The organism is Comamonas sp. wu1-DMT (assembly GCF_040187805.1).
Taxonomy (GTDB): Bacteria; Pseudomonadota; Gammaproteobacteria; order Burkholderiales; family Burkholderiaceae_C; genus Comamonas; species Comamonas thiooxydans.
The window spans coordinates 117,092-143,358 of sequence record NZ_JBANEM010000003.1; the positions used below are offsets into that span (position 1 = coordinate 117,092).

A 26,267-nucleotide genomic window follows, 5' to 3' on the forward strand; every position below is an offset into this window, starting at 1 on the left:
CCATGTAGGAGGCTTCAGCGGTTTTTAAGAAAGTCCCGCCAGACTTCTCCGATACCTATTTTTTGCCGTCCACCGTGGCTACCCAAGACTCCGTTTCTGCCCCATTTTTCAAGGGGCTTTTTCAACCTCGCACGCCTCAGTTCATCGCTCTGGCCCTGGCCATCTGGCTGACACTGACGGCGAACTGGGCCCTGTGGCTGCGCCTGCCTTCCCTGGATGGCTATCACGGCAGTCTGGCCCTGCTGGCCCTGCGGGTTGTGCCGCTGGTGCTGGGCGCCAGCCTTCTGCTGACCTCTTTGTTTGCCTGGCCGCGCTTTACCAAGCCGCTCTGGGTGGCGCTGCTGCTGGTGGCGGCCAGTTCCCAGTACTTCATGGTCAGCTACGGCACCGTGATGGACAAGGGCATGATTCACAACATCCTGCAGACCGATGCGCGCGAAAGCTCGGACTTGTTCAACATCAAGCTGCTGGCCGAGGTGTTGATCATCGCCATACTGCCAGCCATCTGGCTGTGGAAAACCCCGCTCAAACGCGCCAACAGCGCCTGGCGCAATATGCTGCGCACCGCCTTGCTGCTGCTGGGCGGCATTGCCCTGATAGCCGCATCGCTGGCCGTTTCCTACCGCGATCTGGCCCCCGTGGTGCGCAACAATCTTTGGCTGCGCTACATGATCAACCCGATCAACCCCGTGCTGTCCGCAGCCTCGGTGGCGCTGGATCCTCTGCTCAACAAGCCCAGGCCTTTTGTCAGCATAACGGGCGGCGCGGCCCTGGGTGCCAGCTATGCCGCAGCCCAGAAACCGCCGCTGCTGGTGCTGGTGGTGGGCGAGACTGCACGCTCAAAGAATTTCAGCCTCAACGGTTACGAGCGCGATACCAACCCCGAACTGGCCAAGCGCGATGTGCTGAGCTGGCGCAATGCCCGCTCCTGCGGCACCAGCACCCGCGAATCGGTGCCCTGCATGTTCTCCAACCTGGGCCGCGAAGGCTTTTACGCCTCCAAGGTCGAGCATGACAACCTGCTCGACGTGCTGCAGGCCGCCGGACTGGCCGTGCTTTGGGTGGACAACCAGGCAGGCTGCAAAGGCGTGTGCAAGCGTATCCCCATGGCCGATACCGCCGACAGCGTGAATACGCCGGCCGGCAAGACGCTGTGCGCCCAGGATGGCGAATGCCTGGATGCTCTGCTGCTCAGCGGCCTGGACGAGCGCATCGCCAAGCTGGACCCCGCACGCCGGGCAAAGGGCCTGGTTCTGGTCATGCACCAGATGGGTAGTCACGGTCCCGAGTACTTCAAGCGCTCCACTGCAGACCTCAAGGCTTTCAAGCCCGAGTGCGCCACCAATGCACTGTCCAGCTGTTCGCAGCAAAGCGTGGTCAATGTCTACGACAACTCCATTCGCTATACCGACCACTTCCTGGCCCAGACCATAGACTGGCTCAAGACCCAGCAAAACCAGTTTGAAACCGGCATGTTCTACATGTCAGACCATGGCGAATCGCTGGGCGAGCTCGGTGTCTATTTGCACGGCATGCCTTACGCCATGGCGCCCGACGATCAAAAACATGTGCCCATGATTGCCTGGCTGGGAACGCTGGGTGCGCGCACCGGCCTGAATCAGGCCTGTCTGAGCAAGACTCTGGACCAGCCGCTCTCGCACGACAACCTGTTCCATACGGTGATGGGATTGATGGATGTCACTTCTCCAACCTACAAGCAGCCTCTGGATGCATTTGCCAGCTGCCGCACGGCCAGCTAGCCATTGACTGCGCAGCACAAAAAAAGCCTGCCGGATGCACGATCCGGCAGGCTTTTCCGCTTTCAGCAGCTGCGTATCACTCGCCCTGAGAGCCGCGGCGCGCCCAGCCCGTGGTGTGCTTTTCCAGCAGGTTGAACAACTCGTACATCACCATGGCCATGGCTCCCACCACGATCAGCCCCGCAAAGGCCAGGCCCATCTGCATGGAAGAGCCGGCGGAGACCAGCAGATAGCCGATACCCTCGTTGGCAGCCGTCATCTCGCTGACCGTGGTGCCGACGAAGGCCAGCGTGATCGCGACCTTGAGCGAGCCGTAGAAATACGGCAGGGAGCGCGGCAGGCCGACCTTGATCAGCACGTCCCAGCGCTTGGCTCCCAGCACGCGCAGCACATCCTCCAGTTCGGGCTCCAGCGTGGCCAGACCCGTGGCGATATTGACCATGATGGGGAAAAAGCTGATCAGAAAGGCCGTGAGAATGGCCGGGCCTGCGCCGATGCCGAACCAGACCACCAAAATCGGCACGAACGCTGCCTTGGGCAAGGCGTTGAAAGCCGTCATCAGCGGGTAGAAGGCCGCATAGGCCAGACGCGAGGAGCCGATCAGAAAGCCCAGCAGCACGCCCACCACGATCGCCAGGGCAAAGCCTGCCATCGTCACCCAGTAGGTGCGCCAGGCATGCATGGCAATCGTGCCCGCAAACTCATAGAGCTGATGGCCTATGGCCCAGGGGCTGGGAAAGATGAACTCCGAGACGCCTAAGCCCGAGCAGATGATCTGCCAGAGCAGGACGATCAGCAGCAACAGCAGCCAGGGAGCCCAGCGCTCGGCGGTTTTTTGATGTTTCATGATGCGCCTTATTGAGGAATGGCGGCAGCGGTTTCGGGGCCGCTCTTGCGCAGGGCGCCGATATGGCCGCGCAGCTCGTAGACGATGTCCGAGAACTCGGGGGTGTAGGTGACCTCCAGATCACGCGGGCGCGGCAGGTCGATGTCGCGGCGCACCACGAAGCGGCCCGGACTCTTGCTCATCACATAGACGGTATCGGCCAGGAACACGCTCTCGCGCAGATCATGGGTGACCAAGATCACATTGAACTTCTGCTCGGCCTGCAGGTCGCGCAAAATGCACCACAGCTCTTCGCGCGTGAAGGCGTCGAGCGCGCCAAAGGGCTCGTCGAGCAGCAGCATCTGCGGCTCGTGAATCAGGGCGCGGCAGATGCTGGCGCGCTGCTGCATGCCGCCGGAAAGCTGCCAGGGAAACTTGCGCTCATAGCCTGCCAGACCCACCTTGCCCAGCAGCTCTATGGCACGCGCCTCGTATTCCTTGCGCTTTTGCTTGAACTGCGAACGGTGCGGCTCCACGATCTCCAGCGGCAGCAGCACATTGTCCAGCGTGGTGCGCCAGGGCAGCAGCGAGGAGGACTGAAACGCCATGCCCGAGATCTTGAGCGGCCCTGCCACGCGCTGGCCATCGACCGTGATGCGTCCCATGGACGGCATCTTCAGGCCCGTGGTGAGCTTCATGAACGTCGACTTTCCGCAGCCCGAAGGACCGACGATGGCGATGAACTCGCCGCGCTGCACCGTGAGGTCGATGGCCTCCACCGCAAAGTGATTGGCCTGCAGCAGCTCTTCGTTATAGGCCAGCCAGACGTCTTTGAATTCGACGAAGGGCCGGACAGCTTCTGTATCTGATGATTTCATAAAAACAGGCTGTAGCGCCTGTCACACAAGCGCATCCAGCTATCAATCAATGAGCAATTACTTTTTGGGAAAGACGTCGAGATCCGCGACTGGCGGCAGAAAGCGGCCGTTCCAGAGCGTCTCGGGGTTCACGCGTGTCTTGGTCGCATAGACGTCCGAGATCTGGGAAGCCATCAGCGCCATGCGTGTGGAGCTGACCTGCCCAAAGCCCTCGCCACGCGCGTCGGCGGTGTTGATCACGGTGTCGATCGCCAGCTGCAGACGGCGGGTTTCGAGCGCCGTGTTGACGATGCCGTCGCGCTCCTTCACATAGGCAATGGCTGCGCCGGGATTAGCCATGACTTCCTTGGCGCCCTTGCTGAAGGCCTTGAGGAAGGCACGCACGGCTTCGGGGTTCTCGCGCACCAGCTTGGCGCTGGCGATGATGGCGTTGCCATAGAGCTTGACGCCATTGTCGGCAAACGGCATGACTGCCACATCGGCCGCCTTCACGCCCCGCGCCTCCAGGTTCAGCAGCGAAGTAAAGGTAAAGCCCGTGATGGCATCGATATCGCCGCGCACCAGCATGGTCTCGCGCAGCGGCGGATCCATGGTGGTCCATTGCACATCGCCGACTTTGTTGGCCTTGGCAAACAACGGAAAGCCGCGTCGGCCTGCATCAAAGACCGGCGCTCCCAGCTTCTTGCCCGTCAGGTCCGCCGGCTTGGCGATGGCGCTCTTCTTGAGCGCCATGACCGAGGCCGGCGTGTTGTTGTAGACCATCATCACGGCCACGGGCTTGTCCTTGACTTCGGGGTTGTTGGCATGAAACTCCATGAGCGCGGCCAGATCGGCAAAGCCCATGTCGTAGGAGCCCGATGCCACGCGCTGGATGGCGCCGCCCGAGCCGCTGCCGGCATCCACCGTCACATTGAGCCCTGCGGCCTGGAAATAGCCCTTGGCGACTGGCTGCAGAAACAGCGCCGCAGGCCCTTCAAAACGCCAGTCGAGCTGGAATTTTATGGGCGTTGCGGCAAAGGCTGCCGTGGCGCTGGCAAAGCTGCCCAGGGCCAGAACGGATTGTAGGAACAGGCGCTTGGTTTGCATGGTGGCTTCCCTCTCTCTATGTCAACGAATTGCGGTTGAATGCGTGCCGGGGCTCAGACTTTCCAGGCGCCCTGGTGTGAACTGCTGGCCTCTTCGATCAAGGCCGGCCCGATACATTCGATGGTGTGCGAAGCGGTCTGAAACACATCGCGGCAGGACAGCTCGGCATCCTTCTGATCGAGCCGCTCGCCACGGAACACGCGCAGCCGCTCGGCATCGATGCCATAGACCACGCGGCCGATGGCGGACCAGAAGATCGCGCCGGCACACATCACGCAAGGCTCGGCAGACGAGTACAGCGTGGCGACGGCCAGCTCATCGCGGGAATGCAGGGGGCTGGCCAGGCGGATGGCGGACAGCTCGGCATGGGCCGTGCAATCGCCGCTCTCGCCGTTGGCATTGCTGGCCCGGGCCAGCACGCGTCCGTCGGCCGCCACGATCAGCGCTCCAAACGGCCGGTTGCCGCGCTCGCGCGCCGTATCGGCAAGCGCAATGGCTTCACGCAGATAGCGGCCATCGCTGTCGCTCAAGGTCTGGGCTTGAGGCAGGGACATGGAGGCTTCCTCCTCAGGCCTTGAGCATGCGCGCCGACCTGGCGGGCAACATGCTGCTGTTGAACAGTGCGTCGGCAGATGGCGTGGTCTTGAGCGCAAAGGTCTGCACCACGCTGTCCAGCTGCTGCTCCATCAAACGCTTGCTGAAGTCGCCCAGTCCATGGCTTTTCGTGTCTGCCGCTGCCACATACTGTGCGGTGATGGACCAGCGCTCCAGCTCCAGCTTCTCATCGAGAATCGACTCGCGCTGGCGCACGGCGGCAATGCCTGCTGCGGGGTTGGCAAGGCATTCCACAATCGCACGGTTGGTGGCGCGCAGGAAGGCGGCCACGACCTGCGGCTTCTCGGCGATCAACTGGCTGGACGCGAGAATCGCATTGCCATACAGATGAACGCCTGCATCGCTGTAGCGCAGTATGGAAAGCTCCTCGGGCTTGAGGCGCGCAAAGAGCGACACCGCCGAGTCATGGAAATAGGTGGCGGCATCCACATCGCCACGCACCATGACGTTGTCGCGTGCCGAGAACTCCGTCGTCGACCAGGCAAACAGATCGGCGGGCAGATTCTTGCGCCGCGCCACCATGGGCCAGGCTCGGCGCGTGGACTCCACTGCCGCTGCAGCCACCTTCTTGCCCTTGAGACTTGCGAAGTCCGAAGTGATGCCTCTGTCCTTGCGCCCGATGATCACAAAGGGCGCGCGGTTGTAGTACTGGTAGACGGCCTGCACGCGAGGTGTGCCGGCGTTCTGTGCATTGAACTCGATCAGCGAACTGATATCGCCCAGTCCGAGCTGGTAGGCACCACTGGCGATACGTGTAATCGAAGCCACCGAGCCCGACCCTACGTCCAGACTCACTTCCAGCCCCTCATCGCGGTAGTAGCCGTTTTGCTGGGCCAGAAAGAACGGCGCCGTCTGGCCGTTGACGCGGAAATCCAGCGTGAATTTCAGCGGAGTCAGCGACTTGCCCTGGGCATGAACCCAGGGTGCGCCGCAAAGAGGCAGGGCGGCAAGAAATTGGCGACGTAGCATGGTGGAACTCTCAGGTCTCTGGCGACAGGAACGCCAGCAGCTGCCGCTGCTGACAGGACTTGAGCAATTTCCGGGCACTGCACGCGGATGCAGGCTGAACGCTTCTACTCGTTCAACCTTCTAGCAATTGGCGTGCCTGCTTTGGGTTGCGCCTCGCCAGGTATCAACAAAGTGCATGCAAAAGAGATGGATGCATGGATTCATGCATGGCAATGCACCAGATTGAAGCCATGCACCAAAACCAAGAGTGTCAGCGCCCTGGTAAATGGCTGGCACGCTGTTTGCTGCACTCAAATCAAGAGTAGAAGCGTTCAGCACGGTGCTCTGACCTTCCTCCGGTCAGCAGCTTCGCGGGTCATTGCTCTTGAAGTGGGTGCGGCACACAGCCGCGCCTGGTATCCACACTTCAGATGCCCGCACCAAGCCTCACTGGCAAAGCTGGTGTCTGAAGTCATCGCAAGAGAAATTCTTATGCAGACCATGACCAGCCACTCTTACAGCCTTGGCGAACTGGACAAGGAAGCCCGCATGGGCGGGCAAGGCGCAGAAACCTCGGCGCGCGAAGTTCGCGTCATAGACATCAGCGACTTCGAGCAGCGCAAGCAGGAGATTGCCGAGCAGATCTGGAGCGCTTCGATAGAAATCGGCTTCTTCCAGGTTTCCGGCCACGACATTGCCCAGGCCGATATCGACGCCGCGTTCGGTAGAGCCGAGCAGCTATTCGCCTTGCCGCCCGAAACCAAGTCGCAATGGCCGCTATCGCGCAATGCAGGCTGGGAGCACAAGGCGCAGATTCGCCCTTCCACGCGCACTCCCGACCAGAAAGAGTCCTATCAGGTCACACGCCCGCGCATGCAAGGCTTGTGGCCCAGCGAGCAGGAGTTGCCCGGCTTCAAGCAGGCCACGCTGGCTTTTGAGCATCAATGCTGGCAGGTTGGCATGCAGCTGCTGTCCTGCTTTGCCTACAAGCTGGGCTTTGACGATGAATTCTTCACCCGCGCACATGACCCCGCCGTGCCCAGCTACCAGAGCACGCTGCGCATGCTGCATTACTTTGCAGTGGACCCGGCGCTCAAGGACGAAATCGGCCTGTGGCGTGCAGGCGCACATACGGACTTCGACTGCCTGACGCTGTTGTTCCAGCGCGCCGGCCAGGGTGGGCTACAGGTGCTGCCCGGCAAGGAGGCCGAGACCCAGCAATGGACGCCCGTGAAGCCCGTGGATGGCGTCATCACCTGCAATATCGGCGACATGCTGATGCGCTGGAGCGACGACCAGTTGCCCAGCAACTTCCACCGCGTGCGCAACCCTCAGCCCCATGAGTACCAGGGGGCCCGCTATAGCCTGGCCTTCTTCTGCCAGGCCAATGAGGATGCGGTGATAGAAGGGCCGGCCAAAAAATATCCGCCCATCACAGGGGCGGAATATTTGCGTCAGCGCATCAGCGCCAATTTCTCGAACAGGTACTGACACCCCCTGAGCAGCCCTGCCGCTTCCTCCAAGGGGACGACACCTTCGGGGCGGCCCTTCCTCGGTGTCCCTGGCTGGGGGGCACCAGTTTCCAGCCCCCCGTCTCTGGTGCAGTGTGATGTGGTCCGAATTGAAACGACAAAGCCCCGGAGCCCGGGGCCTTGTCGGCGATCAGGGGTGGCGCGGATCAGCGCAGCGACTCGATGAGATCGATGTACTGCTGCTTGGCCTCATCCGGCGTTGTGCCTTCCAGCTTGGCCCAGGCATCCCACTTGGCGCGGGCCACCATGTCGGTGAAGCTGGGCTTCTTGGCTTCGTTGTCACCCTCGGTCGCCTGCTTGTACAAGGCATAAATCTTGAGCAAGGTGGCGTTGTCGGGACGCTCGCCAAGCGAGGTGGAATTCTTGACGGTCTCTTCAAACCGGGCGTTCAGATCGGACATGAAAGGTCTCCTGGGCTTTAATAGTCGAGGCCAGTGTAGCCAAAAATCCGGAAAATTAGAACGACCGTTCTTTTTATTTCACAAAGTACTGCAACGCCGGCAAGCAAGCAGCCCTTTGCGGCACGCACTCCCTCAAATCCGCCTCTTCGTGATTCGCCTCGCGGCAGCAGCAACGGACTGCCTTCAGAACATCATGCGCAGACCCGCATCAAAGCCCAATGCGCTGCGTGGCTGCATGCCGGGGCTGTTGCTGTAGGCCGGTTGCGGCATGATGACCGGGCTGCTGACGGCCAGCGGCGTCACCCCCATCACCGCAGGATTGTTGTGTCCATTGCTCACGCTGATGCGCGACACCGTGGTGTAGAGCGCCGTGCGTTTGGAGAGGTTATGCACATAACCCAAGGCCAGCTTGTTCACCGATGCGTCGCCGGCTCCCTGCCCATTTTTGAATTGCACCCTGGCCACCGACGCCCTGAGCTGATGCAGTCCGACAGGGATTTGCACACCAGCCAGAAGCCCGTCATAGCGGTCTGTGGCCCGCACATCGCTGCGCGCATTGCGCACCTGCGACCACTCGCCCAACACACGGACCGGACCGAAGTTGTACGAACCTCCCAGGTTCAAGGACTTGATGGTTTCCTTGCGGCCGTTGAAAGTGCCCAGCATGCTTTCGCCATAGCCCAGCGCAATATCGGTGGGGCCGCTGGCCCAGCCAATGCGCCCACCGGCATAGCGGCCGCGCCTGGCATCATTTTCCGGGAAGGCATACATCAGCTGACCATAAATTCCGCCCAGCCCTGTAGGCAGGTGGTAGCCGATGGAATTGTTGGCGCGCAGATAATTGTCCGTGCCTGCCGACAAACCGTTTCCCAGCAAGCGTTCGGGCAGCGTACCGCTGGTCTGCGTACTCAGCGCACGGTTGATGGCCAGGTTGCTGCTGACCACCGCCAGCAAATTGACGCCCACGCCGTTGACGGAATAGGGATCAAAGGCCCAGTCATTCAGAAACGACGGTGTGTGATCACGCCCAAGGCGCAGCTCGCCCCAATTGCCCGCCAGGCTGACGGTGGAGCGTCGCCCAAAGTTCAGCGCGCCGCCGCCCGTGTCGTTGGTCACTGGCGCTTCCAGCCACATGCTGGCAGACATTCCAGCACCCAGATCTTCAACGGCACGAACACCCAGACGGCTGGCCAGATTACCCGAGGGTGACAGCGCCCATATACCTTGGCTGGCCGTGCGGCCGGAGCCATCCCAGGAATTGCTGCGCACCATGTAGCGGCTGACGCCCGCATCCATGACACCGAACAGCGTCACCGATGACTGAGCGCTGGCCAGGCTGCTGGCGGACAAGGCAAAAAGACTCCAGATATAGCGTGAAATACGTGGCATTTCATGTCTCCTTTTCGTTATGAATTCGCGGTATTGATCCGCGAAATCACTCTAGAAAAGGAAGGCTGCAGCTCTTGTGCAGTTGATGCCATTCATTGCTTATTTGGTGCCATGATCCCAAGGTGAAATCCCTAGGAATGTCGCCCTGCCGCATGGCCAATGTCAGAAAAAAAAAAGCCGGCGCCTTGGGAAAGGCACCGGCACGGATTTTCGCAATGGTTTTACCCGCCCAATATTTGCGCCCAGCAGCTCATGGCACAAGTACCGTGGCCCCCACAGTCTTGCGCGCTTCCAATGCACGATGGGCTTGTGCCGCCTCGGCCAGGGCAAACTCCTGCTGAGGCTCGCTCACGATGCGCCCCGCCAGCACGTGCTCAAACAGCTCTGCAGCCATCTCCAGCATATGTGAACGGGGCTGGATGTAATGCATCATGGCCGGCCTGGTCATCCAGATCGAGCCTTTGGCGGCCAGCAGCGATGAGTCCACCACCACGGAGCCGGAAGAGGTTCCGTTGCTGACCAGCGAGCCACGCGGCTGCAGGCAATCGAGCGAGTCCATCAATGTGTCCTTGCCTACCGAGTCGTAAACCACGGGAACGCCCTTGCCTGCCGTGATTTCCTTCACTCGCTCGACGATGTTTTCACGCGAAGTCACGATGGTGTGCGCGCATCCGTTCGCCCTGGCCAGCTCGGCCTTCTCATCCGTGCTGACCGTACCAATCATGTTGACCCCCATGGCGCGAGCCCACTGACAGGCAATCAGGCCTACGCCTCCGGCAGCAGCGTGATAGAGAATGGTTTCACCGCCCTGCAGCGGATAGACCTGCCGGAACAGATACTGGGCCGTCATGCCTTTCATCATGAGTGTGGCTGCAGTACGGTCTGAAATTCCGTCGGGCAACGGAATCAGCACTTCTGCAGGCATCACACGCGCCTGTGCATAAGCGCCTTGCGGACCGATCAGATAGCCAACGCGGTCACCCACCCGGATATCCGTCACACCCGTTCCGACGGCCTCGACCACACCGACGGCATCCGAGCCCAACCCGTTGGGCAGGGCCAACGGATAACGCCCGGAGCGGAAGTACACATCGATGAAGTTGAGCGCGATATAGCTATGCCGCACACGGGCCTGGCCTGGGCCGGGGTCTCCCACAGCAACGTTTTCCAGTCGCAGAACTTCTGGACCGCCAGTCTCGTAAAAGCGAATGGCCTGAGTCATGAAATGCTCCTGTATCTATTGAGGTGCAGCAAGCGCTGCAAAGCAAAATCCGGGCATCCTCAGTCGCAGACATGCCCGGACCGATTGACGAGCCGGCTCAGTTCAGCTTGATGCCGAAATTCCTGACGATCTCGCCATTGCGTTGGTATTCGGCCTGCAGATCGGTAGACAGCTGCTCCAGAGTGCGCTCCTGGCGAATCGGCTCAAAGCCTGTGGCCGCATAACGTGCCTGCACCGCCTGGCTGGCATTGACCTTCTCCAGCGTGGCATTGATCTTCTCCAGCAACGGCTGCGGCGTCTTTGCCGAAGCAAACACACCCGCCCAGTTGCTGAAATCAAGCTCCGGATAACCGAGCTCTGCCATCGTCGGCACCTGGGGGTAGTCGGCCAGCCGGCTTTTGTAAGCCACGGCCAGCAGCCTGACCTTGCCGCTGGGAACCAGCGGTTTGGTGGTCACGGAGCCGTCGAACATCAGCGGGATCTGATTGCCCATGATTTGTGCCAGTGCCGGTGCAGAGCCTGGAAACGGCACATGCTGCATGTCCAGGCCGGCCTTCTGATTCAGGATCGCCCCTGCGTACTGCGATGCCGTCCCCTGGCTGTAGGAGGCAAAGGACAGCTGACCCGGATGGGCCTTGATATAGGCAATGGCCTCCTTGGCATCCTTGGCCGGGAACTGAGGCGAAGCAATGAAGACCATGACGGAGCGTGCCATCTGCGAGACGGGTCTGACATCCTTCATGGCATCAAAGCCCCCCTTGAGCACATGCGGAACCTCGGTCAGGATATTGGTCACCGTCACCAGCAGGGTATTGCCGTCTGAGGGCTGGGACAGCATGTATTTCACCGCCATGGCACCGCCGGCACCGGGGCGGTTTTCCACAATCACAGGCTGTTTGAGCTCATGCGCCAGCTGATCGCTGATGATGCGAGCAAACACATCGATCGTGCCGCCGGGCGGGGCAGGAACAATGAGCTTGACGGGCTTGTCGGTGAAAGCGAAGGCGCTGCCAGTTGGCAAAGCTGCAGCCAGCGCAATGGACAGCAGGACTGGAATGCGTTGCATCGTGCGCTCCTTTGACCTCAGGCGACTTTGCGCAGAAAACCCTGCTGAGCACCGTTGCGATTCGGAGCAAAGCCGTTCCTTGCCAGGCTCTCCTCCACCGTGTCGTAGAACACGCCGATCTGGCAGATTTCGCGCGCCTGGGCAGGAGTGGCGATGGGGCGGCTGCATTCCTTGGCAATGCGCACCAACTGCTCGATCTGCTCCACCGTGCCCATTTTTCGGGTTCGAGTCTGATTCCACAGATTGTCTTCGGTGCCGCAGCGCACATGCAGGCCCATGGCAATGCCCATGAGATTGATGGGCAGCACGTTCAGCACCGAGGCCTCTACCGTGAGCACCGCACCGTCGGGCACGGCGCGCAAAAAATTGGCCAGGCTGTAAACGCTGGGCTGGTCCATTCCGCCGCCGATGGCCACCCAGTTCAGCACCAGCGGACCTTTGTAGATGCCGCGACGCATCAGCCGCTCAACCGACTCGAAGCTGTTGATGTTGTAGCACTGGAAGGCACTCTGAATGCCGGCCGCACTGAGGCGGCGTATATGTTCTTCGGCCCAGCCCGGCTGTGCAGGCACGGTCATTTCCTTGTAGGCATTGAACACCGCTGGGTCCTCCATCGAAGTGCCCTCGATATCCCGCACATCGAACTGCTCCAGAATGTTCATCTGCGAGGTATTGATGGTCACCGTCACCTGATCGGGCTTGGGGTCCAGCTCGGCCAGCATGTGGCGGGTATCGTCAGACAGCCATTTGGCGGCCGCGCCATCGGTTTCGGGTGCAAAGCTGATCGACCCACCTACCTGGATGATCATGTCCGGGACGCGGGCACGCACGCCGGCAATCAGCTCGTTGAACTTGGAAAGCCGCTTGCTGCCGCGGCCGTCGAGCTCGCGTACATGCAAGTGCAGCACCTGGGCGCCGGCGTTGTAGCAGTCCACGGCTTTTTGAATCTGCTCCTCCATCGTGACGGGAATTTCGCCGGGGAAGTCCTCCGGCAGCCACGAAGGTGCATAAGGAGCTGCAGTGATGATGAGAGGCTGCTGATTTTCGGCAACCAGGTGACCGTCGAGGAAATTCATGATGATGTCTCCGTTGTTATATAAATGCCATGCCCGCACTCAGAGCCTTGCGTACAACTGTGCTTCGCACCGCCCGGCCAGGTTCTGCGCCTTGCCACGAACGTCTTTCGATGCTCAGAAAGTCGGTGTGCCGATGATTCCGGCGCGCTCCATCTTTCGATGGCTGGGCGGGTAGTCCATCACCGCGTAATGCTGTGTCGCGCGGTTGTCCCAGATGGCGATGCTGCCGGGCTCCCAGCGCCAGCGGACCTGGTACTCGGGGATCGCGGCCTGGCTGATCAAGAACTGCAGCAGACTGGATGAGCCCTGGGTGAAGTCCTGGCCCACACGCACATTGGCGGGCGTGTGGAAGTTCGTGAAATGAGTGGTGAAGCCGCTGACAAACAGCACTTTTTCACCGGTTTCCGGATGTGTACGAACCACCGGGTGCTCCGCATCCGGAAACTGCGCCTTGAGGGCCAGACGCTTCTGCGCAGGCATGGCGGCGCCAAAGGTGCACTCAATGCTGTGGCGTGCCCGCAGCGGGGCTATCACGTCCTTGATATGCGATGGAAGCATCTCGTAAGCCAGCGCCATATTGGCCCACATGGTGTCGCCGCCGACCGGTGGACATTCGACGCAGCGCAGCACGCAGCCCATGGGCGGCACCTCGCGCCAGGTGGCATCGCAATGCCAGGAGTTTTCATACCGGTCCAGCGGCTTGTCCGGCGTCTTGTAGATCTGCACCAGGCCGGGATGCTCGGGGTCGCTGCCGACCACCGGATGGTCCTCCAGCTCGCCAAAACGCCGGGCAAAACCGACATGCTCGGCGCGACTGATACTCTGGCGGCGCAAGAACAGCACCTTGTGCTTGAGCAAGGCCGTCTTGATCTCTGCGAAAAGCCCATCATCGCGCAGCGCATCCGCCAGTTGCACATCGACCAACTCCGCGCCTATGGCACAGGTCAGAGGGTTTATCTGCATCACTGTCTCCTACACTTTTTTGAACCCAGGCTTGTTGCTAGTCTCTGCCGCCCGGTAAGTCCACTGTAGAAAACCTGTGTCACATAGGTTGTGCATTTCATGCCGCACGCTATGCATCTCATGCCAGAATTTCTCCGAATTTTTGCGTGGAGCAGTCATGGTCACTTTTGTGCGCGCGGCATCTCTGACGAATTTCTCGGAACTCTTCAGCGAACTGGGAGGAGACCCTGATGCGGCATTGCGTCGTGCCGGCCTGCGCCCAGCCGTGGTGCGCGAGCAGGATCAGCTGATCGATGCATTGACGGCCGGACGCCTGCTGGAAGAAGCTGCAAGCATCACGGGTTGCGAAAACTTCGGGCTGCGCATGGCGCAATCACGGCAGGTTTCAAACTTCGGTGTCGTCAGCCTTTTGTTGCTGCACCAGCCCACCTTGCGCAAGGTGCTGAGCACGCTGATCGAGCATGTGCACATGCTCAATGAGTCGCTGGTGATTCATATGGACGACGCCAATGGCGTCGTGGTGCTGCGCGAAGAGTTCACCCTGCCGGATGCATTGCCGCAATCCATGGAACTGGCAATCGGCGTGCTGTTTCGTACCTGCAACCTGCTGCTGCATGAGCAATGGCGCCCGCTGCGGGTCTGCTTCAGCCACCCCGCGCCCGGCGACACCGGCCTGCACAAGCAGATGTTTCGTTGCCGCGTGGAGTTTGATGCGGACTTCAACGGCATTGTGTTTCGTACCGAGGACCTGGATGCACCCAACCCCTTGGCCGACCCGGTTCTGGTGCGCTATGCCAAGACCATGGTGGACACCACGCAGCAGGGCCGTCAGGCCTCCATCGGCCAGCAGGTGCGCAAGGCCATCTATCTCATGTTGCCCTCGGGCAATGCCACCTGCATCTGCGTGGCCCAGGGTCTGGGGCGCAGCGTACGGACCCTGCAGCGCGAGCTTGATGGTGAAGGCCTGAGCTTTACCGACCTGCTGCAGGAGGTTCGCTCGGATCTTGCCCAGCGCTATGTGCGCAACCCTGACTACCCTGTGGGCCAGATCGCCTCCATGCTGGGCTACAACAGCCACAGTGCCTTCACACGCTGGTTCAGCACGCTCTTTGGCTGCCCGCCCGAGGTCTGGCGTGAAAGAAATCTTCCACCCAGCCCGCAGCGGCGGGGCCAAGCCTTCAGCCGCGCGTAGGCTGGTCCAGCCAGCGCTGGGCCAGCTTGACCCAGAAGGTCGCTCCCAGCGGAATCAGCGCATCGTTGAAGTCGTAGCTGGGGTTGTGCAAGGTACAGGGGCCACCGCCATGCCCGAGGGCGCGATGATCACCATCGCCGTTGGCGATAAAGCAGTAGGCACCGGGCTTTTCCAGCAGCATGAAGGCAAAGTCCTCGGCCCCCATGGATGGCTCTTGCGGCACCACACCGGCATCGCCCAGAATCTCGCGCATCACGGCCTGGGCAAATTCGGCCTCGGGGGCCGTGTTGATAGTGGGCGGGTAGTTGCGCACGAACTCGAACGTGCATTGCGTGCCATGCGCCGCACAGACGGCCTCGCTGATCTGCTGCATGCGCTGCTCAATGAGGTCCAGCACCTCCAGCGTGAAGGTACGCACCGTGCCCTGCAGCTCCACGCTGTCCGGCACGACGTTGGTCGCCTCGCCGGCATGGACCATGGTGACCGACACCACGCCCGCCTCAATGGGCTTGACGTTACGGCTGACGATGGTCTGGAAGGCCATGATGAGCTGGGCCGCCACGGGCACCGGGTCCACCACCATATGTGGCATGGCCGCGTGGCCGCCCTTGCCGCGCACCACGATCCTGAACTCATTGCTGGATGCCATGGCAGGCCCTGCCCCCACGGCCATGGTGCCGGCCTTCATGCCCGGCCAGTTGTGCATGCCAAACACAGCCTGCATGGGGAACTGCTCGAACAGTCCGTCGTTGACCATCTCGCGGGCACCGCCACCGCCTTCCTCGGCAGGCTGGAAGATGGTGTAGACCGTGCCCTCGAAGCTGTCGCGATGTGCGGCCAGATATTGCGCCGCCGCCAGCAACATGGCCGTGTGGCCGTCGTGACCGCAGGCATGCATCTTGCCCGCATGGCGGCTGGCATGGTCAAAGGTGTTGAACTCCTGCATGGGCAGGGCATCCATATCGGCGCGCAGGCCGATGGCTCGGCCGCTGCTGCCGCCGTCGCGGCCATGGATGACGCCCACCACACCGGTCTTGCCCAGACCGCGATGGATCGCTATGCCCCATTGCTCCAGCTTCGCCGCGACCAGATCCGAGGTCCGTATTTCCTCGAAACACAGCTCGGGGTGGGCATGGATATCGCGACGCAGCGCGGCAATGTCAGGGGCGCTTGCTTGAAGTTCGGGCAGCAGGGCCATGCGCTCTCTCCTTGGGGTCATCAATGGCAAAGATGCCATGATGGCCCAAAGCGAGAGAGCTTGCGCCCTGCGCGCCTCAAAGCCTCACACCCGGACCTTTCCGTCGCCCGTAAGCATGGACAGCTCGACAAAACGCGGCTTGCCAGCCTGTGGGCGGAAGGCGATGGGAAAGCCCGCAACCTGCTGGCCATTCATGGCCTCCAGTGCCGCCACCAGGCCATCGCGCTGCAGCCGGCCAGCGGCAGCGGCAGATTTCAGCGCTTCGCCCACGACACGGGCAGCCAGATAGCCTTCCATGCTGGAGTAATCGGGCTGCAGCGAAGCACCTCCTTTCTGCAGGGCTGCCTGAAACTCACGCGCCAGGGGGTGCGAGGTCTTGAAGGGAGAGGGCACGACCTGGGTGACCACCACCCCCTCGGCCTCCTTGCCAAGGGCCTGTGCCAGTGCCGAAGTGCCCACGAACGACACGTTGTAGAACTGACCGCCATAGCCTGCCTGGCGTGCCGCTCGCACAAAGGCAGCGCTGGCCGCATAGGTGCCGACCTGCACGATGACATCGGCCCCCAGCGGCACCAGAGTCTTGACGGCCTTGGTCACATCCTGGGAGTTGCGCTCCACCGTGGCTGCACCCACGGGTTTGAGGCCATGGCCTTGCAGCGCCTGCATCACCCCCTCGAGACCTGACTGGCCATAGGCATCGTTCTGATGAAACACCGCGATCTTCTTGAGGCCCAAAGAAACCAGTTGCCTAACCATGAGCGCGGTTTCATCGGCATAGGAAGCACGCAGATTGAAGACCGCCTGCGCCAGCTTGGGGTCGCGCAGGCCGGCGCCCCCTGTCAGTGGAGCAATCAGCGGCAGCTTGGCTTTCTGCAGCAAAGGCAGTGCGGCCATGCTGGTGGGCGTGCCCAGATAGCCAAACAAGGCCATCACATCATCGGCAATGAATTTCTGGGTATTGGCCACGCAGCGCTCTGGCTCATAGCCATCGTCCAGCGTGCGCAGCTCCACCTGGCGGCGGCCGATGCCGCCCTGGGCATTGAGTTGATCGAAATACAGCTTGGCGCCCTGCACAAACTGCATACCCAGCTGTGCCGAGGGGCCGCTCAGCGCGCAGGACTGCCCAAGCACAATGGGCCCGCTCGAATCCTGGGAATGACTTGCGCCGATCCAGCTCCCGGCTGCCACAGCTGCGCCAGCAGTCATGAATTGACGACGATTCCACTCCACTCGCTTGTACTGCATTGCTCTTGATCTCTCTGTACGGGCTACTCATTGCTACGGGCTGGATCGGCCCGCTCCTGGGGTCTTGCATCTCAGGTTTTTTGACATGGATGCGCGCCGCATAATAGGCCCACAAAACGGTCTTCAGACGCAAACCGATCCAGATTTTCGAGCCCACGACATGCCTCATATCGTTCAAGTACGCGGTGCCTGCCCGCATGACTGCCCGGACACCTGCGCCCTGCTCACCACGGTGGTCGATGGCACGGCCACCAAGGTGCAAGGCAATGCTGAACACGCTCACACGGGCGGCGTGCTCTGCGCCAAGGTCAGCAAGTACACCGAACGCACCTACCACGCCGGGCGAGTTCTGCAGCCTCTCAAACGCAGCGGCCCCAAAGGCAGCGGCCACTTCACCCCCGTGAGCTGGGACGAAGCACTGAGCGATATTGCCCAGCGCCTGCACGGCATCGCCCGGCGCGCGCCCGAAGCCATACTGCCCTACAGCTATGCCGGCACCATGGGACTGGTACAGAGCGAGAGCATGGACCGGCGCTTTTTCCACCAGTTGGGCGCCAGCCTGCTGGATCGCACCATCTGCGCCAGTGCCGGCAGCGAGGCGCTGACCGCGACCTATGGCGGCAAGCTGGGCATGCGTGTGGAGTTCTTTGCCGAAAGCAAGCTGATACTGATCTGGGGCAGCAACAGCATCGCCAGCAATCTTCATTTCTGGCGCTATGCGCAGGAAGCCAAGCGCCAGGGCGCCAAGCTGATCTGCATAGACCCGCGCAAGAGCGAGACCGCCGACAAATGCCACGAGCATCTGCAACTGCTGCCCGGCACCGATGCGGCACTGGCTCTGGCGCTGATGCACGAGCTGATCGTGCACAACTGGCTGGACCATGACTACATCGCCCAACACACTCAGGGCTGGGACGCACTCAAGGCCAGAGCATTGCAATGGCCGCCCGAGCGCGCCGCCAGTGTCTGTGGCCTGAGCGTGGAACAGATTCAGTCCCTGGCCCGCGATTACGGCACGACCAGGCCTGCGGCCATCCGCCTCAATTACGGTATGCAGCGCGCGCGCGGCGGCGGCAATGCCGTGCGCGCCGTGGCCTGCTTGCCGGCTCTTGTCGGCGCCTGGCGCCACCGCGCTGGCGGGCTGCTGCTGTCCGCCTCGGGGGTCTCGCCGTTCAAGCGCGCAGATCTGCAAATGCCGCAGTTGCTGGGCGAGCGTCGCCCACGCACGCTGAACATGAGCCAGATTGGCGATGTGCTGCTGCATGAGGGCGATGCCGGCTTCGGCCCCAAGGTGGAAGCCGTCGTGGTCTATAACAGCAATCCCGTGGCGGTGGCGCCAGAGTCGGCCAAGGTGGCTGCGGGCTTTGCGCGCGAAGATCTGTTCACCGTGGTGCTTGAGCATTTCCTCACCGACACCGCAGACCATGCCGACTATGTGCTGCCCGCCACCACGCAGCTAGAGCATTGGGACATCCACGGCAGCTACGGCCATACCGATGTGCTGCTGAATCGCCCCGCGATCGAGCCCCAAGGCCAGGCGCGCAGCAACGCGCAGATCTTTCGCGATCTGGCCATGCATATGGCCAGGCTGGACCCCGCTTTTGCCGCGGCCTGCTTCTCTGATTCCGACGAAGCGCTGTGCCGCGCAGCGCTAGCACAGACAGCCATTGATTTCGACGATCTTCTGCAACAGGGCTTTGCCCATATCCCGCTGCCCGATGCACCGTTTGCCGAGGGTGGCTTTGCCACGCCTTCGGGCAAATGCGAATTCGACAACCCCGCCCTGGCGCGGCTGGGCATCAACCCCCTGCCCGACTATCTGCCCAATTACGAGCCGCCCACGGCCGCCTACCCACTGGCCATGATCTCGCCGCCGGCACGCAACTTCCTCAACAGCAGCTTTGCCAATGTGGCCAGTCTGGCCCGCATGGAAGAGCGCCCGCTGCTGGAGATGCACCCCGATGACGCAGCTGCGCGCGGCATTGCCGACGGTGACCGGTTACGCGTCTTCAACCAGCGCGGCGAGCATGTCTGCCACGCCGCCGTCAACGGCCGCGCTCGCACCGGCGTGGTGGTGGGCCTGGGCATCTGGTGGCGCAAGCAGGGAGCCAACGGCACGAATGTGAACGAGCTGACGCATCAGCAGCTCACCGATATTGGCCGGGCGCCCTGCTTCTACGACTGCGCGGTACAGGTGGAAAAGTTCAAGGAGTTGTCAGCCTGACGCGGCTGCATTGTGGTTGACCATGAGCAGGGCCACGGCGCGAGCAACCATAATGCAGACACTCAATGAATATGCGGCCGGGGTCTGAGCCTGTCAGAGCACACAGGTACAGCGCAGAGCCGCCCTGCTCTCGCGACATCATCTGTGAAGAAATCTCTCCCCTGGCACCACCGGCTTGCGCCTAACCGGCTTGATTTGCGTCGACTGATCCTGGTCCTGACCATCTGCAGCGCGCTGATCCCGTTTCTCAACACCTTCTATGCCGGCTATCTGGTGCAGCGCCAGCAGCTGATAGACAACACGCTTGAAGGTCACCATGCCTATGCAACCAAGCTGGCGCAGAGCACGGATGATTTTCTGCAATCCGCCCTGCAGCAGCTGGAGTACAGCGCCAATCTAATGGGCGCGCACATGGATGACGTGGACTATCTGGCCAAGGAGGCCACACGTCTGCGCCTGCAAACCAAGAGCTTCAACTCCGTCACCATCATCGACCCTACGGGCTATGTGCTGGCGACATCGCCCGAAACCCTGCAGATCAAGGGCAAGACACTGCAAAGCGCCGGAGTGGCACAGACCTTGAGCACTCGCGGCCCCGTCATCAGCCAGCCCTATATGTCCACGGCCGGCAACTACATCGTCTTTGTCTCGCAGCCCATTTTCGACCCTCAGGGCGAATTCCTGGGAGCGGTAGGCGGCAGCATCTACCTCAAGGAAGACAGCATCCTCGACACCCTGCTGGGCTCGCACTTCTACCAGGATGGCACCTATGTCTATGTGGTGGACAAGAACAAGCACATCATCTATCACCCCGACAACAATCGTATTGGCGACCAGGTGATCAACAACGATGTCATCAACGCCGTGATCCGAGGCGAGTCGGGTACGGCGCCGGTCGTCAACAGCAAGGGCGTGGAAATGCTGGCCGGCTATGCCGTCATCCATGCCTCGGGCTGGGGCATTGTGGCCCAGCGTCCCAAGGCGGCCACGCTGGCCCCGCTCAACAAGCTGATGCGCTCCGTGCTCTACAAGACCCTGCCCATCGCCCTGCTGATGCTGGTGGTCATCTGGTGGAGCGCGCGCCGCATTGCCAGCCCGCTGCGCCAGCTCGCCAATGGCGCTCACGATATGGACAAGCCCGAGACGGCGCAGAACATCCAGGCCGTCAAGTCCTGGTACTTCGAGTCCTACGAACTCAAGAAAGCCATGCTCAAGGGCCTGGGCCTGCTGCAACGCAATATCACCAAGCTGCGCGAGGACGTGAACACCGATCCGTTGACCGGGCTGGGCAATCGCCGTCATCTGGAGGCAGCCATCAGCGCCTTTCAGACGCAAGCGCTGCCGTTCTCGGTGATTGCCATCGACATCGATCACTTCAAGCATATCAACGACGGTTTTGGCCACGATACAGGTGACGAGGTGCTCAGACAGCTCGCACGCACCATGCGCGAGGTCTCGCGTGTCGATGACCTGCCCTGCCGCGTGGGTGGCGAGGAGTTTCTGCTGCTGCTGCCCGGCACGGGGCTGGAGGCCGCCGCCCATGCCGCCGAGCGCCTGCGTCAGCTGGTCGAGAAAATGGAGATACCGCCAGTGGGCCATATCACCATCTCGCTGGGCGTGGCCCACTGGCCCGACAGCGATCCCGATATCAAGGCCGTCTTCCAGCAGGCCGATGCCATGCTCTACGCAGCCAAGCGAGGTGGACGCAATCGTGTCATGGTCAGTGAGGCCTGCGAGCCTCCCAGCGAGCTCTGAGCCCGGCAGCACCGTAGTTCCGCTCCCACACTCAAGGCGTATCCGCTGTCACAGCCGATACGCTTTTTTTGCAGCTTATTGTGTGACTCCGTTGCACCAATTTGGCCATTGACGCTTCAAATTAGTGAGCATGCACCATAAGCGTTAAAAGGATTGAGCGCAAATTGATCTGAATTTCATAACAAGTTACTGATTTCATTGAACTAATGCCTTGAGCCCTCTGACCTGGCACAGCTCTTGCTGAAAACCCTTGCCCCGCAACCCCGGATGGACAGCGGAATACACAACAGCAAAGGAATTTCAGATGCCAGAGCCAAGCAAGCATGTCAGTCGCAGACAACTGCTCTCGATGATCGGAAAGGTCGCGGGCGGCAGTGCCATGTACCAAGCCATGAGTTCACTGGGCTACGCCGCCGAGTCGCATTACAGTGGTCCGGTCAAGCTCGGCAACGCCAGACCTGGCGCGTCGGTTCTGGTGCTGGGCGCGGGCCTGGCAGGCATGGTGGCAGCCCACGAGTTGCGCGCAGCCGGCTACAAGGTGCAGTTGCTTGAATACCAGAGTCGCGCCGGCGGTCGCTGCTGGACGCTGCGCGGCGGCGATGAGTTCAGCGAACTCGACGGTACACGTCAGAAAGTGGGCTTTGCCAAGGGCAACTACTTCAACCCCGGCCCCTGGCGCGTGCCCTACCACCACCATGCGATGCTGGACTACTACAAGCGCTTCGGCATCAAGCTCGAAGCCTTCAACCAGGTCAACTACAACGCCTATCTGCACAACAGCAAGGCCCTGGCCGGCAAGCCCCAGCGCTTTCGCCATGTGCAGACCGATGTCTACGGCCATGTGGCCGAGCTGCTGTCAAAGGCCACCAATCAGGGCGCGCTGGACCAGAGCGTCAGCCGGGAAGACAAGGAACGCCTGCTGGAGAGCCTCAAGGCCTGGGGCGTGCTGGACAAGGAATACCGCTACCGCGCCAGCAATGCGGTCAGCGATTTCCGTGGCTACGACATCGACCCCGGCGGCGGCCTGATGGCGCAGGCCAAACCGTCGACGCCCATGGGCCTGCACGAGCTGCTCGAATCCAATTTGTGGCGCCAGATGGGCGTGGGCAATATCTACGAATTCCACAGCGCCATCTTCCAGCCCGAAGGCGGCATGGACATGCTGGCCCAGGCCATGGCGCGCGATCTGGGCTCGGCCATACGCTACAACGCCAAGGTCACCAGGATCGCCCAGAACGACAAGGGCGTGACCGTGGACTATGTGGACGCCCTCAAGCCCGGCGCCACGCTGCAGGCCCGCGCCGACTGGTGCGTGTGCACGATTCCGCTGTCCATCCTGAGCCAGATCGAAGTGCAGGCCGGAAGCGCCATGCAGAACGCGATTGCTGCCGTGCCCTACGGCAGCTCCATGAAGGTCGGTCTGGAGTTCAAGCGCCGCTTCTGGGAAGAGGACGAACGCATCTATGGCGGCATCAGCTACACCGATCTACCGATCCAGCAGATCTCCTACCCCTCCACCGGCTATATGGGCAACGGCCCCGCCGTGCTGCTGGGCGCCTATGCCTTCGAGAACTCCAACAGCTACCGCTTCTCCTCGCTCAAGCCGGCCGAGCGCATTCGTCTGGCGCTGGAGTACGGCGCGCAGATCCATCCTCAGTACAAGCAGGAGTTCCTCAACGGTGTGTCAGTAGCCTGGCATCGCATGCCTTGGATCAATGGCTGCTTCGGCAACTGGACAGATGCGCTGCGTGAGCAGCACTACAAGGATCTGGCCCAGATCGACGGCCGCCTGGTGCTGGCGGGCGAGCATGTCTCGTACATCCCCGCCTGGCAGGAAGGTGCCGTGCTGTCTTCGCTGGACGCCATCCAGCGCCTGCACGCCAAGGCCTCCAGCCTCTGATCGCCCATGTCTGCAACAAGGAACTTCACCATGCACACATTGCACCGTCTTTGCTCCGCTTTCGCCCTGGCCCTGGGTCTCTCCGGCGCCGTCCTGGCCCAATCACAGAGCATGAAAACCCAGGATGTGAAAAACCTGCAAACACTGCAGTCTGCCGCCGTTCTTTCCATCTCGCCCGCCGATACCCAGGCGCTGATGCAGAACTTCTCTGCGGTCCGCCCGCGCTTCAGCCAGAGCGGCGGAGAGACCCTGTACCAGGCCATCTGCCAGGGATGCCACATGGTCAAGGGCGAAGGCGCCAAGGGCGCCGGCTTCTACCCAGCGCTGGCCTCCAACCCCAAGCTGGCAGCCGCTGCCTACCCGGCCTCGGTCGTCATGAACGGCCTGCACGGCATGCCGTCCTTTGCCAGCAAGCTGTCCGATGAGCAGATTGCCGACGTCGTGAACTATGTGCGCAGCAACTTCGGCAATCAGTACCCGGACAAGCTGTCTGCCGCCGACGTCAAACCCTTTCGCGTCACCCCATAAACCCATTCAGGAGATCACATGAACGTTCCATCCATCTTCAAGACCGCCACCACCGCCGCCTTGCTGGGCGCTGCAGTCCTGCTCACCGGCTGCGCTGCCACCACCTCCGGAAGCGGCGATGTGCTGCGCTACAAGACACCGGGCTCGACCTTCCCCATCGCTGCGGCCGTGGAAATTCCCACCGATGCCCGCACTGTCTATCTCTCCGGCAAGGTGCCGCCCGTGGTGGACAAATCCAAGCCCGCTGCTGATCCTGCGGCCTACGGCGGCGATACCGAGGGTCAGACCGTGGCCATCCTCAAAGGCCTGGAAGAGCAGCTCAAGAGCATGAATCTCACCATGAGCGATGTGGTGAAAATGCAGGTCTTTCTGGTGGCCGACCCCGCCAAGGGCAACAAGATGGACTTTGCCGGCTTCATGCGTGGCTACACCCAGTTCTTTGGCACGGCCGCCCAGCCCAACCTGCCCGCACGCTCGGCCTTCCAGATTGCAGCCTTGGCCAACCCGGCCTGGTATGTGGAAATCGAGGTCGTGGCCGTGCGCGCCGCCAAGCCCGTCAAGTAAGTAACACGCCGGCCTTGCATTCATCGCCGGCCCCGTCAGCGATGAATGCCGATTCCTGCGCTGCTTAGTGAGCGGTGGAGCCAGATCCCTGCTGGGCGCTGTGCGCATCCAGGGCCAGAAAATGGTGAACCACGGGCTTGTCCGGCCCCTGGTGGTAGCGCAAAGCAGCGGCCTGCAGATCTGCGTCGGCCTTGGACACGCGACCATGCTGGCGCAGGTGCTCGGCCCAGGACTCGACCAGGAACCACTCGATCACCCGGCCCGGCTCGCCGGTGTGCTCGGCCACGCCCCAGGCATAAGCCCCATCTCGACGACGCTCCTGGGCCACTTGCTGCATGGCCTGGAAAAAGGCGCCCAGGTCTTGATGCGCAATCCGGTACTCGACCTGAATCATGACCGGACCACGGTCGTGAGCCACGGGTTCTGCCAGCAAAGGCTCGGGCCAGTGGTTGGACGGCTGCAGATCGGCTTCGCCGCCAGGCAGCTTGACGCGGTGAAAGACCAGGGACACCAGCACCAGACCCAGGGCCCCGATCAGCAGCGTGACCGGCAGGCCCAACTGGCCGGCAATCAGGCCCCAGCCCAGGCTGCCCAGGGCCATGGCACCGTTGAATACCATCAGGTAGATGGCAAGACCCCGGCCGCGCACCCAGTTGGGCAGCACTGCCTGGGCCACGCCGTTGAGCGTGGTCAGCGCAACAATCCAGCCCAGGCCCAGCACCAGCATCAGCGCCACGGCAGCCCACTGAGGCGGCGCCAGGGTCAGCAGACCCATGACCGAGGCAGTAACCACAGAAGCCAGCAACACCAGACCGTCGGTATCGAGACGCTTGCGCAGCTTGGGCAGCAGCACGGCACCCAGGATGGCACCGGCCCCCACAGCGCCCAGCATCACACCGTAGAAACCGGCCGTGCCGCCCAGCATGCGGCGAGCCACCAGGGGCAGCAAGGCCCAGACCGAACTGGCGAACAGGAAAAACACAGCGGCGCGCAGCAGCACCACATGCAGCTCGCGGCTGGCACGGGCATAGCGCACACCGGCCCGGAAGGCGCCGAAGAACTGCTCGTTGAGCGCCGGGGCCTCGGCCTTGGGACGCTTCCACCAGATGAGGGCGGCGATCACGAACACATAGCTGAGCACGTCGAGGCCGTAGGCGGCTGCCGCACCGAAGCTGGCCAGCAGCAGTCCGCCGGCGGCCGGGCCGATGGCACGGGCGATGTTAATGCCCAGGGAGTTCAGGGCCACGGCGCTCTTGAGTTCGCTGCGCGGCACCAGTTCGGGCACGATGGACTGCCAGGTCGGCCCCATGAGGGCGGCGCCAATGCCGCCCACAAAAGTCAGGGCCACTAGGTATTCCACCGTGAGGGTGTTGGTCTGTGCCAGCACCAGCAGCGTGCCGCTCACGGCGCCAAGCAGCACCTGCACGCCGATGAGGAAACGGCGGCGGTCCAGGATGTCGGACAGCACGCCGGCGGGGATGGCCAGCAGGAAGACGGGCAGCGTGGCCGCCGTCTGGATCAGCGCGACGGCCGTGGGACTGGACGAGAGTTCGGTCACCATCCAGGCGCTGGCCACATCGCGCATGAAGCTGCCGATGTTGCCCAGCACCGTGGCGGCCCACAGCACTGCAAAGACGGGAATGGCCAGGGGCGCGAAGCTGCCCGAGGCGGCTTTGGTGTTATCCGGCATGGGAGTCTCCTAGATCGTGCCAGGCGACGAGCAGCATACCGCCGACCAGGCCCCAGTGTTCAAAAAATGCGTTGACAGCACGCTGGCGCTCGGCCTGCGGCGCTGCCCGGAAGCGGTCGGCCAGCAAGGCCGCCAGCACCGTGAAACCTGCGAGGGCCAGCGACTGCACCTGGGGTGCAGTGGCTACGGCATGCAGTGTCTCGCCCATC

The 26,267-nt window shown here is 62.0% G+C and carries 23 protein-coding genes; 8 read left to right on the forward strand and 15 right to left on the reverse strand.

Features of this window, described 5'->3' with window-relative positions; all coding sequences use genetic code 11:
- Positions 1-74: 74 nt before the first annotated feature.
- Entirely contained in the window at positions 75-1,760 is a 1,686-nt protein-coding gene (locus tag V8Z78_RS06520; RefSeq protein ID WP_231879747.1) for a phosphoethanolamine transferase, read from the forward strand.
- Between the two features lie 76 nt (positions 1,761-1,836).
- On the opposite strand, the gene V8Z78_RS06525 is transcribed toward V8Z78_RS06520, so the two are convergent.
- The 5 genes from V8Z78_RS06525 to V8Z78_RS06545 are packed head-to-tail and all read right to left on the reverse strand — an operon-like array spanning position 1,837 to position 6,134.
- On the reverse strand, positions 1,837-2,607 hold the full coding sequence (locus tag V8Z78_RS06525; protein ID WP_003068629.1) for an ABC transporter permease: 771 nt from the start codon (positions 2,605-2,607) through the stop codon (positions 1,837-1,839).
- Between the two features lie 8 nt (positions 2,608-2,615).
- Positions 2,616-3,464, reverse strand: a complete 849-nt coding sequence (locus V8Z78_RS06530; RefSeq protein WP_179626951.1) for an ABC transporter ATP-binding protein — start codon at positions 3,462-3,464, stop codon at positions 2,616-2,618.
- Between the two features lie 57 nt (positions 3,465-3,521).
- Positions 3,522-4,550 (reverse strand): ABC transporter substrate-binding protein, encoded by a 1,029-nt coding sequence (locus V8Z78_RS06535; protein WP_224649058.1) that lies wholly within the window; start codon positions 4,548-4,550, stop codon positions 3,522-3,524.
- Between the two features lie 53 nt (positions 4,551-4,603).
- A complete protein-coding gene (locus V8Z78_RS06540; RefSeq protein WP_046461678.1) occupies positions 4,604-5,104 on the reverse strand; it encodes a nucleoside deaminase in 501 nt (166 codons plus the stop codon).
- 13 nt (positions 5,105-5,117) lie between these two features.
- Positions 5,118-6,134, reverse strand: a complete 1,017-nt coding sequence (locus V8Z78_RS06545; RefSeq protein ID WP_057093742.1) for an ABC transporter substrate-binding protein — start codon at positions 6,132-6,134, stop codon at positions 5,118-5,120.
- 471 nt (positions 6,135-6,605) lie between these two features.
- On the opposite strand from V8Z78_RS06545, the gene V8Z78_RS06550 reads away from it, so the two are divergent.
- Complete coding sequence (locus V8Z78_RS06550) at positions 6,606-7,604, forward strand: isopenicillin N synthase family dioxygenase (protein WP_039050118.1); 999 nt, start codon at positions 6,606-6,608, stop codon at positions 7,602-7,604.
- Between the two features lie 187 nt (positions 7,605-7,791).
- Here V8Z78_RS06550 and V8Z78_RS06555 read toward each other — a convergent pair whose 3' ends face one another.
- The 6 genes from V8Z78_RS06555 to V8Z78_RS06580 form a co-directional block, all read right to left on the reverse strand.
- Entirely contained in the window at positions 7,792-8,046 is a 255-nt protein-coding gene (locus V8Z78_RS06555; RefSeq protein WP_003050754.1) for an acyl-CoA-binding protein, read from the reverse strand.
- Positions 8,047-8,229: 183 nt separating this feature from the next.
- Positions 8,230-9,435, reverse strand: a complete 1,206-nt coding sequence (locus V8Z78_RS06560) for a porin (protein ID WP_003068617.1) — start codon at positions 9,433-9,435, stop codon at positions 8,230-8,232.
- Between the two features lie 250 nt (positions 9,436-9,685).
- Positions 9,686-10,657 (reverse strand): quinone oxidoreductase family protein, encoded by a 972-nt coding sequence (locus tag V8Z78_RS06565; protein WP_003068616.1) that lies wholly within the window; start codon positions 10,655-10,657, stop codon positions 9,686-9,688.
- 97 nt (positions 10,658-10,754) lie between these two features.
- Positions 10,755-11,723: a Bug family tripartite tricarboxylate transporter substrate binding protein gene (locus V8Z78_RS06570; RefSeq protein ID WP_349731105.1), complete on the reverse strand. Its 969-nt coding sequence runs from the start codon at positions 11,721-11,723 to the stop codon at positions 10,755-10,757.
- Between the two features lie 17 nt (positions 11,724-11,740).
- The gene (locus tag V8Z78_RS06575; protein WP_349731106.1) at positions 11,741-12,799 is read right to left on the reverse strand and encodes a beta-keto acid cleavage family enzyme; all 1,059 of its coding nucleotides are present in this window, start codon (positions 12,797-12,799) and stop codon (positions 11,741-11,743) included.
- A 114-nt stretch (positions 12,800-12,913) separates the two neighbouring features.
- Positions 12,914-13,762: a TauD/TfdA dioxygenase family protein gene (locus V8Z78_RS06580; protein WP_012840018.1), complete on the reverse strand. Its 849-nt coding sequence runs from the start codon at positions 13,760-13,762 to the stop codon at positions 12,914-12,916.
- Positions 13,763-13,919: 157 nt separating this feature from the next.
- On the opposite strand from V8Z78_RS06580, the gene V8Z78_RS06585 reads away from it, so the two are divergent.
- Complete coding sequence (locus tag V8Z78_RS06585; protein ID WP_003068608.1) at positions 13,920-14,954, forward strand: AraC family transcriptional regulator; 1,035 nt, start codon at positions 13,920-13,922, stop codon at positions 14,952-14,954.
- Here the strand turns inward: V8Z78_RS06585 and V8Z78_RS06590 are convergent.
- The gene (locus tag V8Z78_RS06590) at positions 14,941-16,152 is read right to left on the reverse strand and encodes a M20 aminoacylase family protein (RefSeq protein ID WP_057093753.1); all 1,212 of its coding nucleotides are present in this window, start codon (positions 16,150-16,152) and stop codon (positions 14,941-14,943) included. The two genes, V8Z78_RS06585 and V8Z78_RS06590, sit on opposite strands and share 14 nt — an antisense overlap.
- 84 nt (positions 16,153-16,236) lie before the next feature.
- Positions 16,237-17,397 (reverse strand): ABC transporter substrate-binding protein, encoded by a 1,161-nt coding sequence (locus tag V8Z78_RS06595; protein WP_349731107.1) that lies wholly within the window; start codon positions 17,395-17,397, stop codon positions 16,237-16,239.
- Between the two features lie 160 nt (positions 17,398-17,557).
- On the opposite strand from V8Z78_RS06595, the gene V8Z78_RS06600 reads away from it, so the two are divergent.
- The 5 genes from V8Z78_RS06600 (at position 17,558) to V8Z78_RS06620 (ending at position 24,368) form a co-directional block, all read left to right on the forward strand.
- Entirely contained in the window at positions 17,558-19,621 is a 2,064-nt protein-coding gene (locus V8Z78_RS06600) for a molybdopterin-containing oxidoreductase family protein (RefSeq protein WP_349731108.1), read from the forward strand.
- 195 nt (positions 19,622-19,816) lie between these two features.
- The gene (locus tag V8Z78_RS06605) at positions 19,817-21,376 is read left to right on the forward strand and encodes a sensor domain-containing diguanylate cyclase (RefSeq protein ID WP_218895015.1); all 1,560 of its coding nucleotides are present in this window, start codon (positions 19,817-19,819) and stop codon (positions 21,374-21,376) included.
- Between the two features lie 304 nt (positions 21,377-21,680).
- On the forward strand, positions 21,681-23,276 hold the full coding sequence (locus V8Z78_RS06610; protein WP_256628833.1) for a flavin monoamine oxidase family protein: 1,596 nt from the start codon (positions 21,681-21,683) through the stop codon (positions 23,274-23,276).
- A gap of 30 nt (positions 23,277-23,306) precedes the next feature.
- The gene (locus V8Z78_RS06615; protein WP_280040397.1) at positions 23,307-23,804 is read left to right on the forward strand and encodes a c-type cytochrome; all 498 of its coding nucleotides are present in this window, start codon (positions 23,307-23,309) and stop codon (positions 23,802-23,804) included.
- 18 nt (positions 23,805-23,822) lie between these two features.
- Positions 23,823-24,368 carry a RidA family protein gene (locus V8Z78_RS06620; RefSeq protein ID WP_003068595.1) on the forward strand — a complete coding sequence of 182 codons (546 nt, stop codon included), beginning with the start codon at positions 23,823-23,825 and terminating at the stop codon, positions 24,366-24,368.
- Between the two features lie 64 nt (positions 24,369-24,432).
- Here the strand turns inward: V8Z78_RS06620 and V8Z78_RS06625 are convergent, their stop codons facing one another.
- Both V8Z78_RS06625 and V8Z78_RS06630 read right to left on the reverse strand, forming a co-directional pair.
- Positions 24,433-26,058: an MFS transporter gene (locus V8Z78_RS06625; protein WP_349731109.1), complete on the reverse strand. Its 1,626-nt coding sequence runs from the start codon at positions 26,056-26,058 to the stop codon at positions 24,433-24,435.
- Positions 26,048-26,266, reverse strand: a complete 219-nt coding sequence (locus V8Z78_RS06630; protein ID WP_003068591.1) for a hypothetical protein — start codon at positions 26,264-26,266, stop codon at positions 26,048-26,050. Before V8Z78_RS06630 ends, V8Z78_RS06625 begins: the two co-directional genes overlap by 11 nt.
- Between the last annotated feature and the right edge of the window lies 1 nt (position 26,267).

Bases quoted from the DNA above. Each gene is read 5' to 3' on its own strand.
- V8Z78_RS06550 (WP_039050118.1), top strand. From the start codon at position 6,606: ATGCAGACCATGACCAGCCACTCTTACAGCCTTGGCGAACTGGACAAG.
- V8Z78_RS06535 (WP_224649058.1), bottom strand. From the start codon at position 4,550: ATGCAAACCAAGCGCCTGTTCCTACAATCCGTTCTGGCCCTGGGCAGC.
- V8Z78_RS06590 (WP_057093753.1), bottom strand. From the start codon at position 16,152: ATGGCCCTGCTGCCCGAACTTCAAGCAAGCGCCCCTGACATTGCCGCG.
- V8Z78_RS06540 (WP_046461678.1), bottom strand. From the start codon at position 5,104: ATGTCCCTGCCTCAAGCCCAGACCTTGAGCGACAGCGATGGCCGCTAT.
- V8Z78_RS06575 (WP_349731106.1), bottom strand. From the start codon at position 12,799: ATGAATTTCCTCGACGGTCACCTGGTTGCCGAAAATCAGCAGCCTCTC.
- V8Z78_RS06560 (WP_003068617.1), bottom strand. From the start codon at position 9,435: ATGCCACGTATTTCACGCTATATCTGGAGTCTTTTTGCCTTGTCCGCC.
- V8Z78_RS06625 (WP_349731109.1), bottom strand. From the start codon at position 26,058: ATGCCGGATAACACCAAAGCCGCCTCGGGCAGCTTCGCGCCCCTGGCC.
- V8Z78_RS06545 (WP_057093742.1), bottom strand. From the start codon at position 6,134: ATGCTACGTCGCCAATTTCTTGCCGCCCTGCCTCTTTGCGGCGCACCC.
- V8Z78_RS06555 (WP_003050754.1), bottom strand. From the start codon at position 8,046: ATGTCCGATCTGAACGCCCGGTTTGAAGAGACCGTCAAGAATTCCACC.
- V8Z78_RS06615 (WP_280040397.1), top strand. From the start codon at position 23,307: ATGCACACATTGCACCGTCTTTGCTCCGCTTTCGCCCTGGCCCTGGGT.
- V8Z78_RS06570 (WP_349731105.1), bottom strand. From the start codon at position 11,723: ATGCAACGCATTCCAGTCCTGCTGTCCATTGCGCTGGCTGCAGCTTTG.
- V8Z78_RS06630 (WP_003068591.1), bottom strand. From the start codon at position 26,266: ATGGGCGAGACACTGCATGCCGTAGCCACTGCACCCCAGGTGCAGTCG.
- V8Z78_RS06595 (WP_349731107.1), bottom strand. From the start codon at position 17,397: ATGCAGTACAAGCGAGTGGAGTGGAATCGTCGTCAATTCATGACTGCT.
- V8Z78_RS06610 (WP_256628833.1), top strand. From the start codon at position 21,681: ATGCCAGAGCCAAGCAAGCATGTCAGTCGCAGACAACTGCTCTCGATG.
- V8Z78_RS06580 (WP_012840018.1), bottom strand. From the start codon at position 13,762: ATGCAGATAAACCCTCTGACCTGTGCCATAGGCGCGGAGTTGGTCGAT.
- V8Z78_RS06585 (WP_003068608.1), top strand. From the start codon at position 13,920: ATGGTCACTTTTGTGCGCGCGGCATCTCTGACGAATTTCTCGGAACTC.
- V8Z78_RS06600 (WP_349731108.1), top strand. From the start codon at position 17,558: ATGCCTCATATCGTTCAAGTACGCGGTGCCTGCCCGCATGACTGCCCG.
- V8Z78_RS06620 (WP_003068595.1), top strand. From the start codon at position 23,823: ATGAACGTTCCATCCATCTTCAAGACCGCCACCACCGCCGCCTTGCTG.
- V8Z78_RS06525 (WP_003068629.1), bottom strand. From the start codon at position 2,607: ATGAAACATCAAAAAACCGCCGAGCGCTGGGCTCCCTGGCTGCTGTTG.
- V8Z78_RS06565 (WP_003068616.1), bottom strand. From the start codon at position 10,657: ATGACTCAGGCCATTCGCTTTTACGAGACTGGCGGTCCAGAAGTTCTG.
- V8Z78_RS06530 (WP_179626951.1), bottom strand. From the start codon at position 3,464: ATGAAATCATCAGATACAGAAGCTGTCCGGCCCTTCGTCGAATTCAAA.